Annotated in this window: 20 protein-coding genes; 4 read left to right on the top strand and 16 right to left on the bottom strand. The window is 42.9% G+C overall.

Translation table 11 applies throughout. The annotated features are described in order from the left end of the window. Positions 1 to 8: 8 nt before the first annotated feature. The 8 genes from thiL to glyA form a co-directional block, all read right to left on the bottom strand. Complete coding sequence (gene thiL, locus Q7657_RS12805) at positions 9 to 992, bottom strand: thiamine-phosphate kinase (protein WP_107164839.1); 984 nt, start codon at positions 990 to 992, stop codon at positions 9 to 11. 159 nt (positions 993 to 1,151) lie between these two features. Beyond that, a complete protein-coding gene (gene nusB, locus Q7657_RS12800) occupies positions 1,152 to 1,622 on the bottom strand; it encodes a transcription antitermination factor NusB (protein ID WP_005370080.1) in 471 nt (156 codons plus the stop codon). Positions 1,623 to 1,624: 2 nt separating this feature from the next. After that, on the bottom strand, positions 1,625 to 2,095 hold the full coding sequence (gene ribH, locus Q7657_RS12795; protein ID WP_008986352.1) for a 6,7-dimethyl-8-ribityllumazine synthase: 471 nt from the start codon (positions 2,093 to 2,095) through the stop codon (positions 1,625 to 1,627). A 229-nt stretch (positions 2,096 to 2,324) separates the two neighbouring features. After that, entirely contained in the window at positions 2,325 to 3,428 is a 1,104-nt protein-coding gene (ribBA, locus tag Q7657_RS12790) for a bifunctional 3,4-dihydroxy-2-butanone-4-phosphate synthase/GTP cyclohydrolase II (RefSeq protein ID WP_107164838.1), read from the bottom strand. Between the two features lie 54 nt (positions 3,429 to 3,482). Beyond that, positions 3,483 to 4,139 (bottom strand): riboflavin synthase, encoded by a 657-nt coding sequence (locus Q7657_RS12785; RefSeq protein ID WP_053988609.1) that lies wholly within the window; start codon positions 4,137 to 4,139, stop codon positions 3,483 to 3,485. Positions 4,140 to 4,168: 29 nt separating this feature from the next. Further along, entirely contained in the window at positions 4,169 to 5,293 is a 1,125-nt protein-coding gene (gene ribD / locus Q7657_RS12780) for a bifunctional diaminohydroxyphosphoribosylaminopyrimidine deaminase/5-amino-6-(5-phosphoribosylamino)uracil reductase RibD (protein WP_107164837.1), read from the bottom strand. Positions 5,294 to 5,304: 11 nt separating this feature from the next. After that, positions 5,305 to 5,754, bottom strand: coding sequence for a transcriptional regulator NrdR (nrdR, locus tag Q7657_RS12775; RefSeq protein WP_008986348.1), 450 nt, complete (start codon positions 5,752 to 5,754; stop codon positions 5,305 to 5,307). Positions 5,755 to 5,968: 214 nt separating this feature from the next. Next, positions 5,969 to 7,219: a serine hydroxymethyltransferase gene (glyA, locus tag Q7657_RS12770; RefSeq protein ID WP_053988611.1), complete on the bottom strand. Its 1,251-nt coding sequence runs from the start codon at positions 7,217 to 7,219 to the stop codon at positions 5,969 to 5,971. A 392-nt stretch (positions 7,220 to 7,611) separates the two neighbouring features. Here glyA and Q7657_RS12765 point away from each other — a divergent pair, with 392 nt between their 5' ends. Beyond that, entirely contained in the window at positions 7,612 to 8,226 is a 615-nt protein-coding gene (locus Q7657_RS12765) for a YitT family protein (RefSeq protein ID WP_107164836.1), read from the top strand. Between the two features lie 79 nt (positions 8,227 to 8,305). Here the strand turns inward: Q7657_RS12765 and glnB are convergent, their stop codons facing one another. From glnB to purL, 3 genes are all read right to left on the bottom strand, one after another. Then, entirely contained in the window at positions 8,306 to 8,644 is a 339-nt protein-coding gene (gene glnB, locus Q7657_RS12760; protein WP_008986345.1) for a nitrogen regulatory protein P-II, read from the bottom strand. Between the two features lie 100 nt (positions 8,645 to 8,744). Further along, complete coding sequence (locus Q7657_RS12755; RefSeq protein WP_053988613.1) at positions 8,745 to 9,149, bottom strand: hypothetical protein; 405 nt, start codon at positions 9,147 to 9,149, stop codon at positions 8,745 to 8,747. Positions 9,150 to 9,328: 179 nt separating this feature from the next. Continuing rightward, the gene (gene purL / locus Q7657_RS12750) at positions 9,329 to 13,246 is read right to left on the bottom strand and encodes a phosphoribosylformylglycinamidine synthase (protein ID WP_107164835.1); all 3,918 of its coding nucleotides are present in this window, start codon (positions 13,244 to 13,246) and stop codon (positions 9,329 to 9,331) included. 447 nt (positions 13,247 to 13,693) lie between these two features. Between purL and mltF the strand changes: the two genes are divergently transcribed. Further along, a complete protein-coding gene (gene mltF / locus Q7657_RS12745) occupies positions 13,694 to 15,187 on the top strand; it encodes a membrane-bound lytic murein transglycosylase MltF (protein WP_498827391.1) in 1,494 nt (497 codons plus the stop codon). 56 nt (positions 15,188 to 15,243) lie between these two features. Here mltF and tadA read toward each other — a convergent pair whose 3' ends face one another. Further along, complete coding sequence (gene tadA, locus Q7657_RS12740; RefSeq protein WP_107164833.1) at positions 15,244 to 15,771, bottom strand: tRNA adenosine(34) deaminase TadA; 528 nt, start codon at positions 15,769 to 15,771, stop codon at positions 15,244 to 15,246. A 33-nt stretch (positions 15,772 to 15,804) separates the two neighbouring features. Beyond that, positions 15,805 to 16,695 (bottom strand): LysR substrate-binding domain-containing protein, encoded by an 891-nt coding sequence (locus tag Q7657_RS12735; RefSeq protein ID WP_107164832.1) that lies wholly within the window; start codon positions 16,693 to 16,695, stop codon positions 15,805 to 15,807. Between the two features lie 197 nt (positions 16,696 to 16,892). On the opposite strand from Q7657_RS12735, the gene Q7657_RS12730 reads away from it, so the two are divergent. Further along, positions 16,893 to 18,023, top strand: coding sequence for an S-(hydroxymethyl)glutathione dehydrogenase/class III alcohol dehydrogenase (locus Q7657_RS12730; protein ID WP_008986339.1), 1,131 nt, complete (start codon positions 16,893 to 16,895; stop codon positions 18,021 to 18,023). An 87-nt stretch (positions 18,024 to 18,110) separates the two neighbouring features. Further along, positions 18,111 to 18,959: an S-formylglutathione hydrolase gene (gene fghA / locus Q7657_RS12725; protein ID WP_053988617.1), complete on the top strand. Its 849-nt coding sequence runs from the start codon at positions 18,111 to 18,113 to the stop codon at positions 18,957 to 18,959. Between the two features lie 123 nt (positions 18,960 to 19,082). Here the strand turns inward: fghA and Q7657_RS12720 are convergent, their stop codons facing one another. The 3 genes from Q7657_RS12720 to guaB all read right to left on the bottom strand — a co-directional run bounded on the left by Q7657_RS12720 (position 19,083) and on the right by guaB (position 24,229). Further along, entirely contained in the window at positions 19,083 to 20,639 is a 1,557-nt protein-coding gene (locus Q7657_RS12720; protein WP_053988618.1) for an AbgT family transporter, read from the bottom strand. 443 nt (positions 20,640 to 21,082) lie between these two features. Beyond that, positions 21,083 to 22,666 carry a glutamine-hydrolyzing GMP synthase gene (gene guaA / locus Q7657_RS12715; protein ID WP_107164831.1) on the bottom strand — a complete coding sequence of 528 codons (1,584 nt, stop codon included), beginning with the start codon at positions 22,664 to 22,666 and terminating at the stop codon, positions 21,083 to 21,085. A 99-nt stretch (positions 22,667 to 22,765) separates the two neighbouring features. Next, complete coding sequence (guaB, locus tag Q7657_RS12710; RefSeq protein WP_107164830.1) at positions 22,766 to 24,229, bottom strand: IMP dehydrogenase; 1,464 nt, start codon at positions 24,227 to 24,229, stop codon at positions 22,766 to 22,768. Positions 24,230 to 24,372: the final 143 nt, after the last annotated feature.

The raw sequence follows: 24,372 nt of genomic DNA, 5'->3' as shown, positions 1-24,372 counted from the left end.
TCTATACCTTATTTACTTTCGCTCTCGAAATGATCCCAACCGGATAATTGCCAATTAACTGGCTCACCATTATTAAGCAGTACAATGCCTTTATTCTCGGTTAATTGACCAATTCGAGAGATCTGAATACCTTGTTTCGCCATTAATGCTTCAACGTCATCACACTGCTCTACTGGCACAGTAAAGCACAATTGATACTCTTCACCACTGCTCAGCGCCATCTGTTGTGCTTGCTCTGGCGTTTCACAAAACGCAGCAAGCTCAGCAGATATTGGTAGTGCTTCTGTATAAATTGCAGCACCAACATTAGAGCGTTTTAAAATATGACCAAGATCGGCGATAAGACCATCTGAAATATCTAATGCTGCCGATGCTTTACCGCGCAGTAATATACCTGCTTCAACTTGCGGCACAGTCATAAAATGACGCGTCATTAATGCTTGTGACAATACTGTATTATCACACTGTTTATCTTTTAATAATAACGCTAAACCTGCAGCACTATCACCTAATTGACCGGTAACATATATTGCATCTGTTAAGCTTGCACCACTGCGAGTTAATGCTTGCCCCACAGGTACAAAGCCTTGCACGGTTAATGTAATACTAAGTGGCCCTTTAGTGGTATCACCGCCAATTAACTGCACATTATATTGCTCTGCTAATTGGAAAAAGCCGTCACAAAACGCACTGAGCCATTGTTCATCAAACGATGGTAAGGTTAGCGCCAAAGACACCCAAGCAGGGGTTGCGCCCATAGCAGCTAAATCACTTAAATTTGAAGCTAAGGCTTTATGTGCCACCAGCTTAGGATCGGTATCTTCAAGAAAATGCGTGCCCGCCACCAGCGAATCGGTACTGATCGCTAACTGATATCCATCGGGCACACGCAGTAACGCACAATCGTCACCAATCGCAAGATCAACATCCGGACGATTGATCTTCTGATGCTCGAAATAGCGCCCAATTAAATCAAATTCACCTGTTGCCATTATCGCTTTACTCATCCATTCCCACTCACTTTTAAGGTGAGTTTGTTGTCACGATAAAATATACCCAAGTGACTTCAAGTAGCTTGGGCATTTACAAAAGTAGATAAAAAAAAAGCCAGCAATGCTGACTTCTTTTATCTACTCTCGTACTTCAGAAAATTACTTTTCTTTACGAAGTGTTGGTGCAGCTTTATCAAGTACACCGTTTACGAACTTGTGGCTATCTTCAGCACCGAATAGCTTAGCTAGTTCGATTGCTTCGTTGATAACAACTTTAAATGGTACGTCTTCACGTTTAACCATTTCGTACATTGCAAGACGAAGTAGTGCTAGTTCCATTTGGTCTAGATCCTGTAGAGGACGAGACAAGTATGGACGCATCTTGCTATCAAGTTCTTGGTGGCTTAGTACTACGCCTGTGAACAGATCACGGAAGTAGCTAACATCAGTATGTGGTGCAGCTAGTACTGGCGCATCAGCTTGATGTTCTTCTTCTTCAAACTTGTCGCCAGAAAGAAAATGTTGTTCGATATCAGCAACATTACCTTTAGTAAGTTGCCAAGAGTAAATAGCTTGTACAGCAAACTGACGTGCATTACGACGTGCGGCTGGTTTCACAGTAACCCCCATTATTAGGATTCGATTTGGGACAGGACATTAACCATTTCGAGCGCGCTTAGTGCAGCCTCTGCCCCTTTATTACCAGCCTTGGTACCGGCACGCTCAATGGCTTGTTCAATAGAATCTACAGTCAGCACACCAAATGCAACTGGAGTATTATACTCAAGTGCAACTTGTGCTAGACCTTTATTACACTCACCGGCAACATAATCGAAGTGTGGTGTACCACCACGAATAACTGAGCCTAGAGCAACGATAGCATCGTAACGATCGCTTTTAGCGATCTGTTGAGCAACTAGTGGTAGCTCGTAAGCGCCAGGACAACGAACAACTGTGATGTTGTCTTCGCTAACTTGTCCTTGACGTTTCAGCGCATCTAGTGCACCTGAAAGTAAGCTTTCGTTAATAAAGCTGTTGAAGCGTGCAATTACGATAGCAACTTTTGCGTTTGGTGCCGCGATGGCGCCTTCAATTACCTTCATGGGCCTTCCTGTGACTATGTCTTTCCGGTTTGAGAAACCGCGGGAGTCTACCACACTTTGCAATATCTCTGCTACGGACAACCGTCGGTTTCAACATATTTGTTAATATTTATTGCTTATCTGTCCTTGATACGACCAATAAACAGTACTTAAAAGCGATAATTACCCAGAATAAGACAAGGTAATTACCGCCGAGAATGGTTTATTTTATCACTTGCTTTCGGTGAGTTTAATCACAAATGTACTCAACAACTTCTAAACCGAAGCCTGAGAGCGAATGATAACGTTGAGTGCTTGATGATAATAAGCGCATTTTGCTCACGCCCAAATCAGACAGAATTTGAGAGCCGACACCCACTTGGCGAGAAGGATCTTTCTTCGTCACTTTCACCTTAGGTTGACCGGCTTCTTCAGCGGCAATATTTTTCACTTTGTGAATGATCGACTCAGTTGATTCTTGCTTACTTAGCACCACCAACACACCGTTTTCTTCACTGATACGTTTCATCGCAGCAGGCAGCGTCCACTGGGTTGCACCTGATTGCAAAATATCTTTAAAAGTGTCTTGTAGGTGAACACGTACTAGCGTTTCATCACCTTCTTTAATATCACCTTTACGCAGTGCGTAGTGTACTTCGTTATCAATCTTGTCACGGTAAGTGATCATCTCAAACTCACCAAACTCGGTTGGTAAACGGCACTCAGCCACACGCTCAATTGTGGTTTCGTGGTTATTACGATATTCAATCAGATCTGCAATAGTACCTAGTTTCAGACCATGCTTTTCTGCGAATACTTCAAGCTGAGGACGACGCGCCATGGTGCCATCTTCATTAAGGATCTCAACAATCACACTTGATGGCTCAAGGCCTGCTAAACGTGCTACATCACAACCCGCTTCAGTGTGACCAGCACGAGTTAATACGCCACCTTCTTGTGCCATTAGAGGGAAGATATGACCCGGCATTACAATGTCTGCCGCTGTTGCGTTAGGTGCAACCGCAGCTTGTACTGTGCGAGAACGATCTGCGGCAGAAATACCCGTTGTAACCCCTTCAGCCGCTTCGATAGAAATAGTGAAAGGCGTACCAAACTGCTCTGTGTTGTCTTGAACCATTAAAGGTAGATTCAATTTTTGGCAACGCGCTTTACTTAATGTTAAGCAAATCAAACCACGACCATGAGTTGCCATAAAGTTAATGGCTTCAGGCGTAATTTTCTCAGATGCAATAATAAGATCGCCTTCATTTTCACGATCTTCATCATCCATCAGAATAACCATTTTGCCCTGACGAATATCATCAATAATTTCTTTTGCGCTGCTTAAAGCCATAACACTACCCTTAAATACTTATGTACCTTAGCTAATTAGCTAACAATCTCTTATTTAGCCAAGAAAACCGCTTCTTGCTAATAAATCCATGGTGACTTGTGATTTTTTATCAGCAGCCTTATCACCTAACATTAAACGCTCTAGGTAACGGGCAATTACATCAACCTCAAGGTTAATTTTACGACCTGGTTTAAATGCATCCATCGTCGTTTCTAATGCAGTATGCGGAACAATAGTTAGTTTGAATTCATCACCATTGATCTCATTCACCGTTAGGCTAATACCATCTACCGCAACCGAGCCTTTTTCTGAAATGTATTTCGCAAGATGTGCAGGCGCTTTTACCCAAAACTCAATCGCACGACCGATTTGGTGACGCTCAATAATTTCTGCCACAGCATCAACGTGACCTGACACCATGTGGCCGCCAAAACGTGTTGTTGGCAACATGGCTTTTTCTAAATTCACCACTTGCCCTGCTTGGTAAGTCGCAAATGCAGTACGTTTTAATGTTTCTAATGACAGATCAGCAACATAACCTTTGCCTGTTAGTGCTACAACCGTTAAGCACACACCATTAGTTGCGATACTATCACCTAGCTTTACATCTGCTAGATCAAGCTTGCCAGAATCTACCGTCACAGAGATATCAGCACCTTTTGGTGTTAATGCTGTGATAGTTCCAGTCGCTTCAATAATCCCGGTGAACATGGTAAATCCTTGAATTTTTGTTCTATAAATTAACTACGTTTAATGGTTGCAGTAATTTTCAAATCACAATCAACCATACGTACATCAGTAATATTAAGATCGATAACCTGATCCATCGCCGTGAGTGTTGGTAAATTCATTAAACTCCGGCTATCAGCGCCCATGAGTTTAGGCGCTTGATACAAAATAAGACTATCTACAAGTTGTGCATCAAGTAAGCCGCCGGCAAGTCCTGCGCCGGCTTCAACCCAAATATGGTTAATACCAGCTTCAGCTAGCTGTCGCATCAGTTCGGTCAAATCAATCTGCTGACTATCTTGACGGGTAGGTACAACCCATTGTGATACTGATTCTGGCCAGTCTTCATCACCTTTTTCGGTACGAGCTAAAATCGTTTTCCCCGGAAGATGAAACAATTGATATGCCGGAGTTAAACGATTTTGACTGTCGATGATCACCCGAGTCGGCTGACGAACATCTTCTTGAGCGTACTGTGCTTGTACCTGCTCACCCAACTCAGACCAACGCACATTAAGCGATGGATCATCGGCAATCACTGTCGCACTGGTCGATAAAATCGCGCCAGCTTGTGCTCGGTGACGCTGTACATCAGCACGGGCACAAGGGCCTGTGATCCATTTGCTTTCACCATTGGCTAACGCTGTTTTACCATCAAGGCTCGATGCCAATTTCAGCTCAACAAAGGGCATCTTCTTGGTCATTGATTTAATAAAGCCCAGATTTAACGCTTGAGCTTCTTCGTTCAGTAGCCCTACTTGAACATCAATGCCTGCCTTTTGCAGCATCTCCACACCGCGACCTGCAACCATAGGATTAGGATCAACCATGGCACAAATCACTTTACTGATCCCTGATTTAATCAAGGCTTCAGCACAAGGTGGTGTTCGTCCGTAGTGAGAGCAAGGCTCAAGCGTCACGTAAGCCGTTGCCCCTTTTGCCAATTCACCCGCTTGTTTTAAAGCAAACACTTCAGCATGGGGTTCACCAGCACGGTAGTGAAATCCTTCACCGACAATTTCTTCGCCACGAGCAATCACACAGCCAACATTGGGATTAGGAGCTGTAGTAAAACGACCACGTTTTGCAAGGTGGATGGCATGCAGCATCAAGCGAGTATCAAGACTGGTAAACATCACAATGACACTTAACGCTCAAGTTTGGCGATCTCTTCACCAAACTCTCGAATATCTTCAAAACTGCGATAAACCGAAGCAAAACGGATATAAGCGACCTTATCGAGCTCTTTTAATGCTTCCATCACTAAATTACCGATCATCTCAGAAGGCACTTCGCGCTCTCCTGTCGCACGCAAACACGATTTAATATTGTTGATTGCACGCTCAATATCATCAGTACTAACTGGACGCTTTTCTAATGCGCGTTGAATACCACCGCGAAGTTTTTCTTCATTAAAAGGATCGCGATTACCGTTAGTTTTTACCACGCGAGGCATCACTAATTCGGCAGTTTCAAACGTAGTATAACGTTCATTACAAGCTAAACATTGGCGGCGTCGGCGCACTTGGTGGCCATCTGCAACCAATCGAGAATCGATTACTTTGGTGTCATTCGCACCGCAAAAAGGACAATGCATTTAGCCTCCTACATTCAATCGGTTCAGTGTAACCTATTTCAAACCGTTAACGAGAATATTCGCCCTTTTTTTCTACGAATTCTGCTTAAAAAGCAATTAATAGTTGGTTTATTGTGCGTAACTTAAAATCTGCAAATATTAAAAAAGGCTTACCCTAAGAGTAAGCCTTTATCGCCATAACACAGAGATTATGCCATTAGATTCTCAATTTGTATTACGCGTAAACAGGTAGACGCTTACAAATATCAAGAACTTTTGCTTTTGTTTCAGCAATAACAGTTTCGTTATCGATGTTGTCTAATACATCACACATCCAACCCGCTAGCTGACGTGCATCTTCTGCAGTAAAGCCACGGCGAGTGATTGATGGTGTACCTACACGGATACCCGAGGTTACGAATGGGCTACGTGGATCATTTGGTACGCTGTTTTTGTTAACAGTGATGTTAGCAGCACCTAGTGCAGCATCAGCTTCTTTACCTGTAATGTCTTTATCGATCAAATCTACAAGGAATAGGTGGTTTTCTGTGCTACCTGATACAATCTTGTAACCACGCTCGATAAACTCACCAACCATTACTTTCGCGTTTTCAACAACACGAGCTTGGTATTCTTTAAACTCTGGCTCCATTGCTTCTTTAAATGCTACCGCTTTTGCAGCGATAACGTGCATTAGAGGACCGCCTTGACCGCCAGGGAATACAGCAGAGTTCAGTTTTTTGTAAAGATCTTCACCTTCGTTAGAAAGGATCAAACCACCACGAGGACCTGCTAGTGTTTTATGCGTTGTTGTTGTCACAACGTGTGCATGCGGTACTGGGTTCGGGTAAACACCTGCAGCTATAAGACCAGCTACGTGTGCCATATCAACAAAGAAGTACGCGCCTACTTTGTCTGCGATTTCACGCATGCGTTTCCAGTCAACAACTTGAGAGTAAGCAGAGAAACCACCGATGATCATCTTTGGCTTATGCTCAAGGGCTAAAGCTTCAACTTCTGCGTAATCGATTTGACCGTTCTCATCGATACCGTAAGGAATGATATTGTATAGCTTACCTGAGAAGTTTACTGGTGAACCGTGCGTTAAGTGACCACCGTGCGCAAGGCTCATACCTAATACAGTATCGCCAGCATTTAACAGTGCCATGTAAACAGCGTTGTTTGCTTGTGAGCCTGAGTGTGGCTGAACGTTCGCGTATTCTGCACCAAACAGTTGGCAAGCACGATCAATAGCAAGCTGCTCTGCTTTATCAACAAACTCACAACCACCGTAGTAGCGCTTACCTGGGTAACCTTCAGCATACTTGTTTGTTAGCTGAGAGCCTTGAGCTTCCATCACGCGTGGGCTAGTGTAGTTTTCAGAAGCAATCAACTCGATGTGTTCTTCCTGACGAGCTGTCTCTTCCTGAATGGCCGCAAATAGTTCCGCATCATAATCAGCAATATTCATATCGCGCTTTAGCATCTGTATCTCCTGATTCAGCTAATTTAAATACCATTTTGAGCAAAAACTTAAAAATCGCAATGCTAGGCGCCACGCGGACGCAAACGTTTTCGTCTTGCTTGTTAATTATCGCCTATCTTACCGAAATTGATCTAAATCAGGTAGTCCTAAATGTTTTTTTTATTCAAGATTACGTCAGTTTATTTTCAATATGTCATGAATTTTTTTCATATTGAAATTACTCACGTAACAAGCTTTTTATTTTATCGATAAGGCAAGTTTTTTCAGGATAAAGTTATTTACAAAAATGTAAACAATAGATTACAACCCATGGTTATGTATTTCAGTTAGCTACTTTTATAAATTCTTATTAACTTTTACTATTGCGCCATTATTTACAAGGAGTACCCCGATTGAGTAGTAGTAAACACCCTCTGCACGAAAATCTCATTGCGATTTTAACAGGGACATTCATTGTCGCGCAGGGCATCTTTTTCCTTCAGCAAAGTCAGCTTTTAACGGGAGGCACCACGGGCCTTGCGTTGTTACTTACCCATTTTGTCGATATCTCTTTTGGTAAGCTGTACTTTTTGATGAACTGTCCGTTTTACTTAATGGCATGGTTTAGAATGGGACGAAGCTTTGCTATCACCAGCATTCTCTCTGGTGCGCTTGTCTCACTGATGGTTGATAACATGCATTATGTGCTCACAATCAGCTGGCTAAATCCGGTTTATTGCGCTGTCATTGGTGGCTTATTGATGGGATTAGGTATGCTGATCTTATTTCGTCATCACACCAGTTTGGGCGGCTTCAATGTACTGGTACTGTTTATTCAGGACAAATTTGGGATCTCAGCAGGTAAAATCCAAATGTCGATTGATATTAGTATATTAGTGGCGTCTTTCTTCTTTGTCAGCCCAACTATTTTACTGCTATCTATTCTTGGCGCTGTGATGCTAAACCTTGTGCTTGCGATGAATTACAAGCCAGGTCGTTATAACCCTGTGGTACCTGATGTGAACTAACACTGCTGGCAATATACAGATAAATAAAAAGAGGCATTACATAAATGTAATGCCTCTTTTTAAAATCTTGTAAATGGTATTAGATTGCGTCTTCGTCTTCTTCACCAGTACGAATACGTACCACGCGCTCAATATCAAACATGAAGATCTTACCATCACCAATCTTACCTGTTTGTGCTGTTTCTACGATAGTATCAATACACTGCTCTGCCACTTCGTCGCACACAACAATTTCAATTTTTACTTTCGGTAGAAAATCAACCATGTATTCAGCACCACGGTATAGCTCGGTATGCCCTTTCTGACGTCCAAATCCTTTCACTTCAGAAACGGTCATGCCAGTAATACCCACTTCTGCTAGTGCTTCACGCACGTCATCAAGCTTAAATGGCTTAATAATGGCTTCAATCTTTTTCATCATCATCATCCTTTACATAGCTGAAGTCATAAAATTACTTTCAACCAACTGATTTAATTAAACTCATTATTACAGATCCCATCTCTAAATTTAAGTCTCTTTAAACTTCATATATCAGGTTTCTATCCATTCGTCGTAATAATAAAAAAACAGAATAAATCAGCACTAAGCTATTTATCGCTAAGATAGTATGTCCACGATATGTAATCGGCACTAAATCAGGAAGATAAGGAATAAAACTAAGTTTTAAAAACATCGTTGTCGCTGGAATATAAAAATACAATGGGAAAAAACCCCATTTCGCTTCCTTGAATAATCCAATGCAAGCAAGGAGACCAGAAATGAAAACAAGACAAAGAATAATGTCGGGTACGATAGCGATCGGTGAGTCACTAAAGAAATGTTCAAATAAATTTGCCTGACGAAAAAGACTTAATGCAACAAGCAATGCCAGTATTTTCGATGCAATACGTAAACGCATTGGTGTGGGTATATCCTGCCCCATTAATAATTCCTTTTGGGAAATAGTATTTCCATTACATCCTATTTTCGCAATTATAACCCTCCCTTTTCATTTTTTAATGTGATTATTATCAACAATGGAAACAAACATCGAATAATCACTCAAATAGAACAAAAAAACCGCCCTTTCGGGCGGTCTCATTATGTTAAGCAAATGTATTTTTAACCAATATTGACACGTGCATTTCTAAACATACGCATCCATGGGCTATTTTCACTCCAGTCATCTGGGTGCCATGAGTTCGCAACAGTTCTAAATACACGCTCAGGGTGCGGCATCATAATCGTTACACGACCATCGGTGGTGGTTACACCAGTAATACCGTTTGGTGAACCATTCGGGTTCGCCGGGTATTGCTCTGTTAGTTTGCCGTAGTTATCGATGTAACGAAGTGCGACTGTATCTGCTTGCTCTAGCGCGGCTAGGTGCTCCGCATTACGTACTTCAACACGACCTTCACCGTGAGATACCGCAATTGGCATGTGAGAGCCAACCATTTCATTAAAGAATAATGATGGGCTTTGTTGTACTTCCACTAAGCTAAAGCGTGCTTCAAAACGCTCTGATTCATTGCGGACGAAACGCGGCCATAAATCAGCACCTGGAATTAAGTCGCGTAGGTTAGACATCATCTGACAACCATTACACACACCTAACGCTAAGGTATCGTTACGATTAAAGAAAGCTTCAAACTGATCACGTGCCATGTTGTTAAACAGGATTGATTTCGCCCAACCTTCACCTGCACCTAATACGTCACCGTATGAGAAACCACCACATGCAACTAAACCGTTGAAACCATCAAGTTTCACGTTACCCGCTAGAATGTCACTCATGTGAACATCTTTCGCATCAAAGCCGGCACGGTCAAATGCTGCCGCCATTTCAACGTGAGAGTTAACCCCTTGCTCACGTAAAATCGCCATTTGTGGTTTCGCGCCAAGGTTAATAGCAGGAGCAATAAATGGAGCCGCGACATCTTCATTAATATCAAATGTTAGCTTCACATTTAGACCTGGATCTTGGGTATCTTTCTTCGCTTCAAACTCTTGTAATGCACCCGCTGGGTTATCACGCATCGCTTGCATTTGGTAAGTAGTTTCAGCCCATACAGCACGAAGTTCGGTACGGTTTTGCTCTAGTACTAAATCGTTACCATTCCAGATACGCACCACATCTTCTTCAACTACGGTACCAATTACATGACTACATGCTTCAAGACCATTCGCAGCCAGTACCGACTGAACCAAATCAAGATCATCAGTACGTACTTGAATAACAGCGCCTAACTCTTCATTAAATAGGCTTGCTAGCACATCATCAATGGCATCTTCACCGCTTGTATTGATATCAACTTCAACCCCCGTGTGGCCTGCAAATGCCATTTCCGCTAACGTTACATATAAACCACCATCACCACGGTCGTGGTACGCCAGTAGTTTTTCATCACGTACTAGAGATTGCATTGCGTAGAAGAAGCCTTTTAGTAATTCAGGGCTATCAACATCTGCTGGCTTATCACCAAGTTGTTTGTAAACCTGCGCCAGTGCCGTTGCACCTAGGCGGTTTTTACCACACCCTAAATCAACTAATAACAGGCTTGTATCACCTTTATCTGTGCGCAGCTGAGGTGTCACAGTTTTACGAACATCTTCAACACGACCAAATGCAGTGATGATCAGCGATAATGGTGACGTCACTTCTTTCTCTTCACCGTCTTGTTGCCACTTGGTCTTCATTGACATTGAGTCTTTACCAACTGGAATAGTTAGACCTAGCGCAGGACATAGCTCTTCACCGACAGCTTTCACGGCTTCATATAAACCTGCATCTTCACCTGGGTGACCTGCTGGTGACATCCAGTTAGCAGATAGGTTAATACGCTTCATATCACCAATATCACTACAAGCAATATTCGTTACCGCCTCGCCTACCGCTAGACGAGCCGAAGCGCCAAAATCAAGCAGTGCTACAGGTGTACGCTCACCCATTGCCATTGCTTCACCGTGGTAGCTGTCATAACTTGCTGCTGTTACCGCACAGTTAGCAACAGGTACCTGCCAAGGGCCGACCATCTGATCACGTGCAACTAAACCTGTTACCGTGCGATCGCCAATAGTAATAAGGAAGGTTTTCTCAGCAACAGCAGGCAAGCGTAGGATACGTTGGGTTGCTTCAGCTAGATCAATGCCACTACGATCAATAGCCTGACCTTCAACTTTTTGTGATTTCACATCACGGTGCATCTTCGGCGCTTTACCCAATAAGATATCCATAGGCATATCAATTGGCGTATTGTCGAAATGACTATCTTCTAGGGTTAAGTGACGCTCTTCTGTTGCTTCACCTACAACCGCATACGGTGCACGCTCACGCTTACAAATTGCGTCAAACGCAGCCATGTTCTCAGCGGCTACCGCTAATACATAACGCTCTTGAGACTCGTTACACCAAATCTCTAGTGGGCTCATACCTGGTTCATCGTTCGGCACATCACGTAATTGGAATTTACCGCCACGCTCACCATCATCAACAAGCTCAGGTAATGCGTTTGAAATACCGCCCGCACCTACATCGTGAATAAAGGCGATTGGGTTGGCGTCACCCATTTGCCAACAACGGTCGATCACTTCCTGACAGCGACGCTCCATTTCTGGGTTTTCACGCTGTACAGATGCAAAATCTAAATCTTCTGCCGATTGACCCGATGCCATTGATGATGCAGCACCACCACCAAGACCAATATTCATTGCAGGGCCACCCAACACGATTAGCTTCGCTCCAACTGGAATTTCTTTTTTCTGTACGTGTTCAGCACGAATATTACCCATACCACCAGCGATCATGATCGGCTTATGGTAACCACGGATCTCTTCACCTGCATGAGAAGTCACTTTTTCTTCGTAAGTACGGAAGTAGCCTAATAGGTTTGGACGACCAAACTCATTATTAAATGCCGCGCCACCAAGTGGACCTTCAAGCATGATATCAAGTGCTGTCACAATACGCTCAGGCTTACCAAAATCGGTTTCCCAAGGCTGCTCAAAGCCCGGTACTTTTAGGTTAGATACCGTAAAACCAACTAAACCTGCTTTTGGTTTACCGCCAATACCCGTTGCGCCTTCATCACGGATCTCACCACCAGAGCCTGTTGATGCGCCCGGCCATGGCGAAATGGCAGTTGGGTGGTTGTGAGTTTCCACCTTCATTAAGATATGGGTATCTTCATGGTGGTAGTTGTATTGACGAGAGTCAGGATCTGGGAAGAAACGCCCTACTTTAGAGCCTTCCATTACTGCTGCATTGTCTTTGTATGCTGACAATACGTAGTCATGGTTTTTCTCGTAGGTGTTTTTGATCATCTTGAACAATGATTTTTCTTGCGCAACACCGTCAATTGTCCAATCTGCATTAAAGATTTTATGACGACAGTGCTCAGAGTTCGCTTGGGCAAACATCATTAATTCAATGTCATTTGGATTACGGCCAAGCTTAGTGAAGTTTTCTACTAAGTAGTCAATTTCATCTTCTGCTAATGCTAAACCAAGAGTGATATTGGCATCTTCAAGGGCTTTACGGCCACCAGCAAGAATATCAACACTTTTCACAGGCGCTGGCTCTGCTTGCTTAAATAAAGCAACAGCCGATTCAAATTGATCCATGACCACTTCCATCATTCGGTCATGAATTAAGGCTTTAACTTGCTCTAATTGTGCGGCAGAAAGTGCACTGCTTGATTGGATGTAATATGCCGTACCACGCTCAAGACGTTTAATGCTTTGTAAGCCACAGTTACGTGCAATATCAGTCGATTTTGAAGACCAAGGAGAAATGGTTCCTGGACGAGGTGTAACCAGTAACAACGTACCGCATGGCTCATGCTCTGCAATCGTTGGACCGTAAGTAAGAAGACTCGCTAGTTTGCTATGCTCATCAGCAGTAAGGGCAGCAGATACATCAGCAAAGTGCATAAACTCAGCATAAATACCTGACACAGGCAGATCGAATTCACGACAACGCTCTAGTAGCTTATTAACGCGAAACTCAGACAGAGCGGGTGAACCACGCAAAATTTCCATGTGCAAACGTCTCTCGATTAGCAGTTAAAGAAAAGTGATATTGGCCTAATCCCCAACAAATGTTGGCTGAATTACGTCAATGTCACCTCTTACTCATCCCTGTTTTTTAACTCATTCACGAGTTAAAGCTTTAGCACCTGCGCAGTATAAGGGATTTTTTTTTGTGACGTAACACCTGACGCAACCGTTTGCGTGTTTTTTTTTCAATCATCAGCAAATTATCAGTAATTTTGACATTAACATGATTTTTTGAGCAAAAAATAACCGATAAATCAATTGATGTTCGTTTTTTTGTATCAATCCATGAATTATCACACTCAAGTTTCCGGTTCGGCTTTTCCGGTTTCTTCCTCTTTGATATAAATGGCAGCTCATTTTTAGAATAGGTCTGTGTTGTTGATATATCTCCACTCTCTTACCAAGATGTACCGTTTAGTTATATCGCTGATGTTTACTCTGCTGTTAAGTGGTTGCCAGTGGCAAGATAAACCACAAGATGCTTTAGAGCGCATTCGCGAAAGCGGTGTATTACGTGTAGGGACATTAAACAATCAACTGTCCTATTATATTGGTGCAGATGGCCCAACCGGGCTTGATTACGAGCTAGCACAGCGTTTTGCCAAAGAATTAGGTGTAAAACTGGAAATGCAAACCATGTTTACCCTATCAGGCTTATTCCCTGCACTTAAAAACGGTGATGTCGATATTGTGGCTGCGGGCTTAACCGTAACGCCTCAACGTCTTGATGGCTTCCACCCAGCGCCTGCTTATTATTACGCGAGCCAAGTGGTGGTGTATAAAAAAGGCAAACGTCGTCCCCGTGATCTAGAAGAGCTCGCTAACACTCACCGTTCTTTAGCGGTCGTCGCTAGCTCTAGTCATGAACGTCAATTGGAAGAGCTGAAAAAGAAATACCCCAATCTGACTTGGCAATCGATCAAAGAAACCGATATTGACGATCTACTCCGTAAAGTGGCCAATGGTGAGCTTGATTACACGGTTGCAGATTCTGTCGATGTTGCACTATTGCAGCGTACTCACCCAGAAATTGCCATTGCACTTGAGCTTACAGAAGATGAACCAATTAGCTGGTTTGTTAAAGACAGCAACAACGATAGCCTGTATGCGTTATTGATCGAGTTTTTTGGTCATTTAAAGCAAACCGGTGAGTTAGCGCAATTAGAAGAAAAATACTTTGGTCATGTAGAGCAATTTGACTACGTTGATACCCGTGCCTTCTTACGCGCTTTGGATGACAAACTACCTAAATGGCAAGGGCTATTTAAGAAGTATGCCAATGAGTTTGACTGGCGTTTAATTGCAGCATTAGCGTATCAAGAATCTCACTGGAACCCACAAGCGGTATCTCCAACAGGGGTTCGCGGCATGATGATGCTCACTAATCCAACAGCGAAATCTGTTGGCGTGACTGATCGTTTAGATCCAGAGCAAAGTATCCGAGGTGGTACAGAGTATCTACGTAAGATGATCGCTCGTGTTCCTGACAGTATCAATAGCCATGAGAAAGTGTGGTTTGCCCTTGCCTCTTATAATATTGGCTTTGGACATATGATGGATGCCCGCCGCTTAACTAAAGCGCAAAACGGCAACCCTGATACATGGGCTGATGTTAAACAGCGTTTACCATTATTACAGCAGCGTAAGTATTACACCCAAACCCGTTACGGTTATGCCCGTGGTACGGAAGCGGTGAACTATGTTGAAGGTATTCGTCGTTACTATCAAAGCATCATTGGTTTTGAACAAACCCATAGTAATGCCCATGATGGTGATGATGTAGAGATTGTGGATGGCTTACAAACCATCACCGCACCGATTACCCAACAATCTAAACCATCAGCAGCGGCACAGACATCGAAGAAAGTCTCAAGTGCCGAATCGACAACCTCCGGTGCTGTTGCTGCCACAACCTCAGAATAAAGACACAAAAAAGCTCAGATTAAATCTGAGCTTTTCTTTATCTAGATAAGAGCGGCTTACTCAATTGAGTCATTATTTTCAGCTTGCTGTTTAGCTAATTGCTTCGCTGCCTTTTTCTCTGCTCGACGACGTTTAAAGAACGCTTGCAGTTGTGCTCGACATTCATCCGCTAAGACACCAGACACTAACCCAACATGATGATTCACACCTTCATAACTGAGTAAGTTCATAGTACTACCTGCAGCGCCTGTTTTTAGATCGTCTGCGCCATACACCACTTTCCCTACTCGGCTATGTACCATAGCACCGGCACACATAGGGCAAGGCTCTAAAGTGACATATACGGTAGTATCTAATAAGCGGTAATTTTCTAGCACTTTACCCGCTTGGCGCAATGCCATGATCTCAGCATGGGCGGTTGCATCATGTTGTCCAATCGATCGGTTCCAGCCTTCACCGACAACCTGACCATTATGAACAACCACCGCCCCAACAGGCACTTCGCCTTCTTCTTCAGCTTTAGTGGCTAATTCCATTGCACGACGCATAAAGAATTCGTCATTGTGCTCTATTTGAATCGTCATTACTTATACTTTCGATTACGTTTACTGTTCTACTTACACGTCATAATGACTAATTTTAGGTAACTCTTCTGCTAAGAAGTCTACCAGCATACGTACCTTTGGTGATAAGTGGCGGTTATGTGGATATAACGCCCAAATACCTTCTTCTGGCTCTTGGTAATTCGTCAAGATCGGCACAATCGCACCTGAGTCTAAGTCTTTATCAATATAATAGTCAGGTAATTGCGCAATACCGATCCCTTTGAGTACCGCATCACGTAAGCCATAACCACTATTACAATTTAAGTTACCCGACACACGAACACTTTTCTCTTTACCTGATTCTTGGAAACGCCAATGGTCGAGGTTACCAATCAAACAATTATGATGACGTAATTCAGAGAGAGAATGCGGTACACCAAATTTTGCTAAATACGCAGGCGAAGCACACACATACATAGTACGCGTGGTTAAACGCTTAGCCATCATAGATGAACTGGTTAAACGACCAAGACGGATTGCCAAGTCAAAGCTACCTTCAACGAGATCGACCTGACGGTTGGTTAAATCAATATTCACTTCAAGCTCTGGGTATTGCAGCATAAAGTCGTTCACCAACGGCATGATGTATTTTTCGCCGTACGTCACAGGTGCTGTTAACTTAATTAAGCCTTGAGGTGTGCCACGCAAGTTACTCAGTGCGCGCTCTGCTTCTTCTAAACCATCTAATACCTGACGACAATGTTGGTAATAGACACTGCCTTCTTCCGTCAACGATACCTTTCTGGTCGTACGGTAGAACAGTTTCGTATTCAATCGATTTTCTAACGCACTGACTTGTCGACTCACTTGCGCCGTTGAAATGCCTAATCGTTTCGATGCTGCTGTAAAGCTTTCTGTCTCAGCTACCGCAACAAACTCAGTCACGCCTTCCCATTGGAACATCTTACTTACCTACACTTTGATACCAACAAACATTATTACCGCTAGGTAAAAGTTATTTGCAACTTAACCTAATTATCATTTATCCAGAAATAAATACAATAGTCTCCATCGAATCGAGAGAGAGAAATTTTCGATTCCACCGAATTAATCACTACGCAGATATAAAACGACGTAGCAAAAATTAGAAGAGAAAAATAATGACTGACAAATTTATCAAATCAAAAGCAGCTGTTGCATGGGGTCCAAACCAACCACTATCAATCGAAGAAGTTGATGTAATGCTTCCTCGTAAAGGTGAAGTGTTAGTTCGCATCATTGCTACTGGCGTATGTCACACTGACGCATTCACTCTATCAGGCGACGATCCAGAAGGTATCTTCCCAGCAATCCTTGGTCACGAAGGCGGCGGTATTGTTGAAATGGTTGGTGAAGGTGTAACAGGTCTAGAAGTTGGTGATCACGTTATCCCACTTTACACTGCAGAATGTGGTGAATGTAAATACTGTAAGTCTGGTAAAACAAACCTATGTCAAGCGGTACGTGAGACACAAGGTAAAGGCCTAATGCCAGACGGCACAACGCGTTTCTACAAAGATGGTCAACCTATCTTCCACTACATGGGTTGTTCAACTTTCTCTGAGTACACGGTTCTTCCTGAGATTTCACTAGCGAAAATCAGCAAAGAAGCACCGCTAGAAGAAGTATGTCTACTAGGTTGTGGTGTAACAACAGGTATGGGTGCGGTACTAAACACTGCTAAAGTTGAAGAAGGTAGCACTGTTGCTGTATTCGGTCTTGGTGGTATCGGTCTAGCAGCTATCATTGGTGCAACAATGGCTAAAGCAAGCCGCATCATTGCTGTTGATATCAACGAAGAGAAATTCGAATTAGCACGTAAACTAGGTGCAACTGATTGTATCAACCCAATGAAATTCGACAAACCAATCCAAGAAGTGATCGTTGAGATGACTGACGGTGGTGTTGACTACTCATTCGAATGTATCGGTAACGTAAACGTGATGCGTTCTGCACTTGAGTGTTGTCACAAAGGTTGGGGTGAGTCTGTGATCATTGGTGTTGCAGGTGCAGGTCAAGAGATCTCTACTCGTCCATTCCAACTAGTAACGGGTCGTGTATGGCGTGGTTCTGCATTCGGTGGCGTTAAAGGCCGTTCAGAGCTTCCAGGTATCGTAGATCGTTACATGGCGGGTGAGTTCCAGTTAGATGACTTCATCTCATTCAACATGGGTCTAGACAAGATCAACGAAGCATTCGATTTGCTTCACGAAGGTAAGAGTATCCGTACTATTATTCACTTCGACAAATAATATAATTACATAATAATAAATAAATGTGCGCAGAGGTCATCTTCTGTACCCTATCTCTGCGCCTAATCTGACTAAGAGAATATATCCATGCCTTTAGAAAACATTAGCTGTAACAAAACTGCTGGCGGTTGGCATAAACAATATACGCACCGTTCAGAAGTCCTTAACTGTGATATGCGTTTTGCGATTTTCCTACCACCACAAACAGCTGCTGGTCAAAAAGTGCCTGTGGTTTACTGGTTATCAGGTCTAACTTGTACCGATGAAAACTTCATGCAAAAGGCAGGAGCACAACGTATCGCAGCAGAATTAGGTGTAGCGATTGTAGCACCAGACACTAGCCCTCGCGGTGAAGGTGTTGAAGATGATCCAGCAGGTAGCTACGACTTTGGTCTAGGTGCGGGCTTCTACGTAAACGCAACAGAAGCGCCTTGGAACCGTCATTACAACATGTACGATTACATTGTTAATGAACTACCAGCACTTGTTGAAGCGCACTTCCCTGTATCAGAGCAACGTGCGATCAGCGGTCACTCAATGGGTGGTCACGGCGCATTAATGATTGCAATGCGTAACCCAGAGCGTTTCACTTCTGCATCCGCATTTAGCCCAATTGCTAACCCAATGAACTGTCCTTGGGGTCAAAAAGCATTTACAGGTTACCTAGGTAGCAACACTGAAAACTGGAAACAGTACGATTCAAGTGAGCTAATGCGTAAAGCTGAGCAAAAACTACCGATGCTAGTTGATCAAGGTACTCACGATAACTTCTACATTGAAGGTCAATTACGTACAGAGAGCCTAGCTGCAGCGGCTAAAGCGAATAACTACCCAGTAGAGATCCGCATGCAAGATGGTTACGACCACAGCTACTATTTCATGGCGACATTTATTGAAGATCACCTACGCTTCCACGTAGAGCACTTCAACAAGTAATTAAAATCCGTGTTTAAAAAAATAGTTACGTAATATCTTCAAACATTAAATAGAAAAAAGCCTCACTATATTTAGCGAGGCTTTTCTTTTATCTGCTGAAATTTAAATTATCAGTAACTTAAATTATAAGCTGTAAGTGTATGGTGCTTGAACACCTAGTGGAATACCTAACGCCCAGTAAGCCAGTAGGAAGATGGTCCAACCCACTAGCATTGCAATTGAGTATGGCATCATCATAGACGCTAGCGTACCGATACCAGAGCTCTTCACATAACGTTGCATGTAAACAACAACCAGTGGGAAGAACACCATCATAGGTGAAATGATGTTAGATACAGAGTCACCTACACGGTATGCAGCTTGTGTTAGCTCAGGAGAAATACCTACTGCCATTAGCATTGGAACCATAATAGGACCAATCAATGCCCATTTCGCTGATGCAGAGCCCACCAATAAGTTCACACTTGCTGTTAGTAGGATCATACCAACGATAGTTACCTGACCCGGTAAGTTCATCTCTTGCAGTAACTGTGCACCAGATAGCGCTAGTAATGTACCTAGGTTAGATTGCGTAAACGCCACTAGGAACTGAGCAATGAAGAATACCATTACCATGAAGCCAGCCATACCCGCCATTGTGGTAGACATCGCTTTGATAACATCGCTACTTTGCTTAAAGGTACCAGCCACTTTACCGTAGATGATCCCAGGGATCACAAACAGGATAAAGATTAGCGGAACAATTGACTGCATCACTGGCGCATTGAACGCCGCAATTTCACCCGTTGGCGAACGCAGTGGTGATGACTCAGGCCATACCGCAGCAACAAGTAATACAATACCTGCTACCATTGCCCAACCTGCGTAAGAAAATGCCTTACTTTCAAGTTCAGTGAAAGAACCCATATCAGGTGCTTCTTCTGCATCTTCATCGATAGCTGTTTTGCTTAGACGAGGCTCAATGATCTTATCTGTGATGTACCAACCGATACCCACGATAACAAATGATGATAGACCCGTGAACATAAGGTTCGCTAATGGGTTTACGATGTAATCCGGATCCATAATACGTGCAGCTTCTTGCGTAAAGCCTGCTAGTAATGGGTCAATACCTGATGGAATAAAGTTTGCTGAGAAACCACCTGATACACCAGCAAATGCTGCCGCAATACCCGCTAATGGGTGACGACCCGCAGCGTGGAAAATAATACCGCCTAGTGGAATAACCAGAACATAACCAGCATCTGCTGCGGTGTGAGACACAATAGCAACAAGAATAAGCATAGGTGTAAGTAGCTTAACAGGCGTAACGTTAAGCATTTTCTTAAGGCCGGTATTAATAAAGCCAGATGCTTCAGCAACACCAACACCTAGCATTGCTACAAGTACAATACCTAGCGGTGCAAAGCCTGTGAAATTCTTCACCATATTAGCAAGGAAACTTGCTAATGCATCACCCGTTAATAGGTTATTTACTTGTACAACTTGTTGTGTAACTGGGTGAACTAAACCAAAGTCAAACTGAGACATCACCGCAGAAAGAACCCAAACTGCGATCAAACCCCAGAAGAATAGCAAAGCAGGATCAGGGATCTTATTACCTACTCGCTCGATACCATTTAAAAACTTATCCATAGCGCTTGATGGCTTAGGCGCTTGATTCAATGTTTTTTCGTTCATGGCAACTCCGTGCCCCTATGTTGATTGTGTCTGCATAGTGGATCTACTTTGAAGCAGATCTCATTGTTTTTCCTTTCAGCATTATGTTGCTGAACTTAGGTTGAACGATTGTATCGAAAAGAAAATAAAAAAAAGCGACATCATCTAACGAATAACCAAAAGTTATAACAATACTTTGTAAATAAGTATTAACTGTAAACAAAAAACCAACATAATATTTTATTTAGCAAAACATTCTGTCATCCAAATTGAAACAGATCGGTGTTTGATGACTATACCTAATGATGATTTACTGATTAGTTAGATAACAAATTAAGCATAAAAGAGAAAATTGAGGAGAAAAGTGATTGGATATCGATATCAAATACAGCAATAAAAAAACCCTAATAAATGACTTATTAGGGTTTCAAAAATGTTAACTAGCGTTTAGTTACAGGAGAAGATTATTCCCATTCGATCGTTGCAGGTGGCTTACCTGAAATATCGTAAACTACGCGAGAAATACCATCGACTTCGTTGATAATACGGTTCGATACTTTACCTAGGAAATCGTAAGGCAGGTGTGCCCAGTGTGCTGTCATAAAGTCGATTGTTTCTACTGCACGTAGCGATACAACCCAATCATATTTACGACCGTCACCCATCACACCAACAGAACGAACTGGTAAGAATACGGTAAATGCTTGTGATACTTTATTGTAAAGATCTGCTTTATGAAGCTCTTCAATGAAGATCGCATCAGCACGACGTAGTAAGTCACAGTACTCTTTCTTCACTTCACCAAGTACACGTACACCTAAACCCGGACCTGGGAATGGGTGGCGATAAAGCATGTTGTAAGGTAGGCCTAGCTCTAGACCGATCTTACGTACTTCATCTTTAAATAGCTCTTTTAATGGCTCAACAAGACCCATTTCCATATCGTCTGGTAAACCACCTACGTTATGGTGAGATTTAATAACGTGCGCTTTACCTGTTTTCGATGCAGCAGACTCAATCACATCAGGGTAAATTGTACCTTGTGCTAGCCACTTCGCATTTGATAGTTTCTTAGATTCTTCATCAAATACGTCAACGAATACGTGACCAATTTTCTTACGCTTCGCTTCAGGATCAGCAATACCCGCAAGTGCAGATAAGAAACGATCTTCAGCTTGTACATGAACAATGTTTAGGCCGAACTTATCACCAAACATGTCCATTACTTGCTGACCTTCATTCAAACGAAGTAAACCGTTATCAACAAATACACACGTTAGCTTGTCGCCAATTGCACGGTGAATAAGCATCGCAACCACTGATGAATCAACACCACCAGAAAGACCAAGGATCACTTCATCGTCACCTACTTGCTCTTTAATACGTGCAACAGCATCTTCAATAATGTTTGCTGACGTCCACAGTTTTTCACAACCACAAATGTTCATGACGAAGTTTTCAATTAACTTCATACCTTGACGGGTGTGCGTTACTTCTGGGTGGAACTGAACGCCGTAGAAACGCTTCTCTTCATTTGCCATTGCTGCAAATGGACAAGTTTCAGTTTCTGCAACTTTCACGAAATCAGATGGGATCTCTACCACTTTGTCACCGTGGCTCATCCATACATCCATTAATGCAGTGCCGTCTTCTGCTACTGCGTCTTGAATGCCTTCAAGGAAGTGTGTTGGCTCAACGATCTTAACTTGTGCGTAACCAAATTCACGCTCAGATGAACCAGCAACTTTACCACCTAGTTGCTCAGCCATGGTTTGCATGCCGTAGCACACACCAAATACAGGTACACCTGCTTCAAATACATATTGTGGTGCACGTGGAGAACCGGCTTCCGTTACACTTTCAGGACCACCAGAAAGAATAATACCGTTTGGCGCAAATTCACGGATATCGGCTTCATCAACATCCCAGCTCCAAAGTTCACAGTAAACACCGATCTCACGGATACGACGTGCAATTAACTGTGTGTATTGCGAGCCAAAGTCCAAAATAAGGATGCGTTGATCATGAATATTAGTGGTCGTGGTCATTAGTGAGTGTTCTCAAATAATTTTTATCGATTGGGAGCAGATATTCTGCTCCCGATGCTCTGTATTACTTTCGTTAATTCTAATTAGCAGAATGAACGATTAACCCATACGGTAGTTTGGTGCTTCTTTAGTGATAGTCACGTCATGTACATGTGACTCTTTCATACCTGCGCCAGTAATGCGTACAAATTCAGCTTTAGTACGAAGATCTTCAATAGTTGCAGAGCCAGTTAAACCCATGCTTGAACGTAAACCACCCATTTGTTGGTGTACGATCTCTTTCATGTGACCTTTGTATGCCACACGGCCTTCAATACCTTCTGGTACTAATTTGTCAGCAGCGTTATCTGTTTGGAAGTAACGGTCAGAAGAGCCTTTAGACATCGCACCTAGTGAGCCCATGCCACGGTAAGATTTGTATGCACGGCCTTGGTACAGTTCAACTTCACCCGGTGCTTCTTCAGTACCTGCGAACATTGAGCCAACCATGACACATGATGCACCAGCAGCAATCGCTTTACACATATCACCAGAGAAACGGATACCACCATCAGCAATAACAGGAATACCGTATTGATCAGCAACAGATGCCGCTTCTGAGATAGCTGTAATTTGTGGTACACCTACACCTGTCACGATACGTGTAGTACAAATTGAACCAGGGCCAATACCCACTTTCACTGCACTTACGCCAGCTTCAATCAGTGCACGTGCACCTTCAGCAGTTGCTACGTTACCACCAACGATTGGAAGATTAGGGAATGCCGCACGTGTTTCACGAATACGTTGTAGTACACCTTCAGAGTGACCGTGTGAAGAATCGATAAGCAATACGTCAACACCCGCTTCTACCAGTGCTGCAACACGCTCTTCATTACCTGCGCCAGCGCCCACAGCAGCACCAACACGTAAACGACCACGCTCATCTTTACATGCGTTTGGTTTACGCTCTGCTTTTTGGAAGTCTTTTGCTGTGATCATGCCTTTTAGACGGAATTCATCATCAACAAGAAGCACTTTTTCAACGCGATGTTGTTGCATGATAGCTTCAACTTCTTCACGTGATGCGCCTTCTTTTGCAGAAGCAAGCTCTGTTTTAGATGTCATAACATCTTCAACTTTCATTGAAAGATCTGTCACAAAGCGAACGTCACGACCAGTGATAATACCAACTAGTTCATTGTTATCAGTCACGACAGGGTAACCTGCAAAACCATTTTCTTCAGTTAAACGTTTAACGTCTGCAATGGTTGCAGTTGGCTTTACAGTAACAGGCTCTGAAACCACACCCGCTTCGAACTTCTTCACCATGCGAACTTGATTCGCTTGTTGTTCAATAGACATGTTCTTGTGAATGAAACCAATACCGCCTTCTTGCGCAAGGGCAATTGCAAGACGACCTTCAGTCACAGTATCCATTGACGCTGACACCATAGGGATATTTAGAGCAATATCTTTAGTCAGTTGAGTGCGCAGATCGGCAGTGTTAGGTAGAACGGTTGAATGGGCTGGAACCAGCAAAACATCATCGAAGGTTAAAGCTTCTTGTTTAATTCGTAACATTGCAATATCTCACACCGAATAGGTTTTAAAAGAAGGATAAAATATTGCGGTCGAATTATACGTACGAAGCAAACGTTTGGCTAGAATTTTTTTTATTTTTTTTCTTGACACTTTTTGATTGATAAGTAGTATATTTCGGTTAA

The organism is Candidatus Photobacterium acropomis (genome assembly GCF_030685555.1).
Classification (GTDB): Bacteria; Pseudomonadota; Gammaproteobacteria; order Enterobacterales; family Vibrionaceae; genus Photobacterium; species Photobacterium lucens.
The sequence above is the reverse complement of the archived record's forward strand: the minus strand, read 5'-3'. Positions and strand labels throughout refer to the sequence as shown.

What these genes read in the sequence shown, in the direction of transcription:
- nrdR (WP_008986348.1), bottom strand. Translation starts at nt 5,754, where the DNA reads ATGCATTGTCCTTTTTGCGGTGCGAATGACACCAAAGTAATCGATTCT.
- glnB (WP_008986345.1), bottom strand. Translation starts at nt 8,644, where the DNA reads ATGAAAAAGATTGAAGCCATTATTAAGCCATTTAAGCTTGATGACGTG.
- Q7657_RS12755 (WP_053988613.1), bottom strand. Translation starts at nt 9,149, where the DNA reads ATGGGGCAGGATATACCCACACCAATGCGTTTACGTATTGCATCGAAA.
- guaA (WP_107164831.1), bottom strand. Translation starts at nt 22,666, where the DNA reads ATGACCACGACCACTAATATTCATGATCAACGCATCCTTATTTTGGAC.
- purL (WP_107164835.1), bottom strand. Translation starts at nt 13,246, where the DNA reads ATGGAAATTTTGCGTGGTTCACCCGCTCTGTCTGAGTTTCGCGTTAAT.
- Q7657_RS12730 (WP_008986339.1), top strand. Translation starts at nt 16,893, where the DNA reads ATGACTGACAAATTTATCAAATCAAAAGCAGCTGTTGCATGGGGTCCA.
- Q7657_RS12785 (WP_053988609.1), bottom strand. Translation starts at nt 4,139, where the DNA reads ATGTTCACCGGGATTATTGAAGCGACTGGAACTATCACAGCATTAACA.
- mltF (WP_498827391.1), top strand. Translation starts at nt 13,694, where the DNA reads ATGTTTACTCTGCTGTTAAGTGGTTGCCAGTGGCAAGATAAACCACAA.
- guaB (WP_107164830.1), bottom strand. Translation starts at nt 24,229, where the DNA reads ATGTTACGAATTAAACAAGAAGCTTTAACCTTCGATGATGTTTTGCTG.
- Q7657_RS12735 (WP_107164832.1), bottom strand. Translation starts at nt 16,695, where the DNA reads ATGTTCCAATGGGAAGGCGTGACTGAGTTTGTTGCGGTAGCTGAGACA.
- Q7657_RS12720 (WP_053988618.1), bottom strand. Translation starts at nt 20,639, where the DNA reads ATGAACGAAAAAACATTGAATCAAGCGCCTAAGCCATCAAGCGCTATG.
- thiL (WP_107164839.1), bottom strand. Translation starts at nt 992, where the DNA reads ATGGCAACAGGTGAATTTGATTTAATTGGGCGCTATTTCGAGCATCAG.
- ribD (WP_107164837.1), bottom strand. Translation starts at nt 5,293, where the DNA reads ATGTTTACCAGTCTTGATACTCGCTTGATGCTGCATGCCATCCACCTT.
- ribBA (WP_107164838.1), bottom strand. Translation starts at nt 3,428, where the DNA reads ATGGCTTTAAGCAGCGCAAAAGAAATTATTGATGATATTCGTCAGGGC.
- tadA (WP_107164833.1), bottom strand. Translation starts at nt 15,771, where the DNA reads ATGACGATTCAAATAGAGCACAATGACGAATTCTTTATGCGTCGTGCA.
- ribH (WP_008986352.1), bottom strand. Translation starts at nt 2,095, where the DNA reads ATGAAGGTAATTGAAGGCGCCATCGCGGCACCAAACGCAAAAGTTGCT.
- fghA (WP_053988617.1), top strand. Translation starts at nt 18,111, where the DNA reads ATGCCTTTAGAAAACATTAGCTGTAACAAAACTGCTGGCGGTTGGCAT.
- nusB (WP_005370080.1), bottom strand. Translation starts at nt 1,622, where the DNA reads ATGGGGGTTACTGTGAAACCAGCCGCACGTCGTAATGCACGTCAGTTT.
- glyA (WP_053988611.1), bottom strand. Translation starts at nt 7,219, where the DNA reads ATGCTAAAGCGCGATATGAATATTGCTGATTATGATGCGGAACTATTT.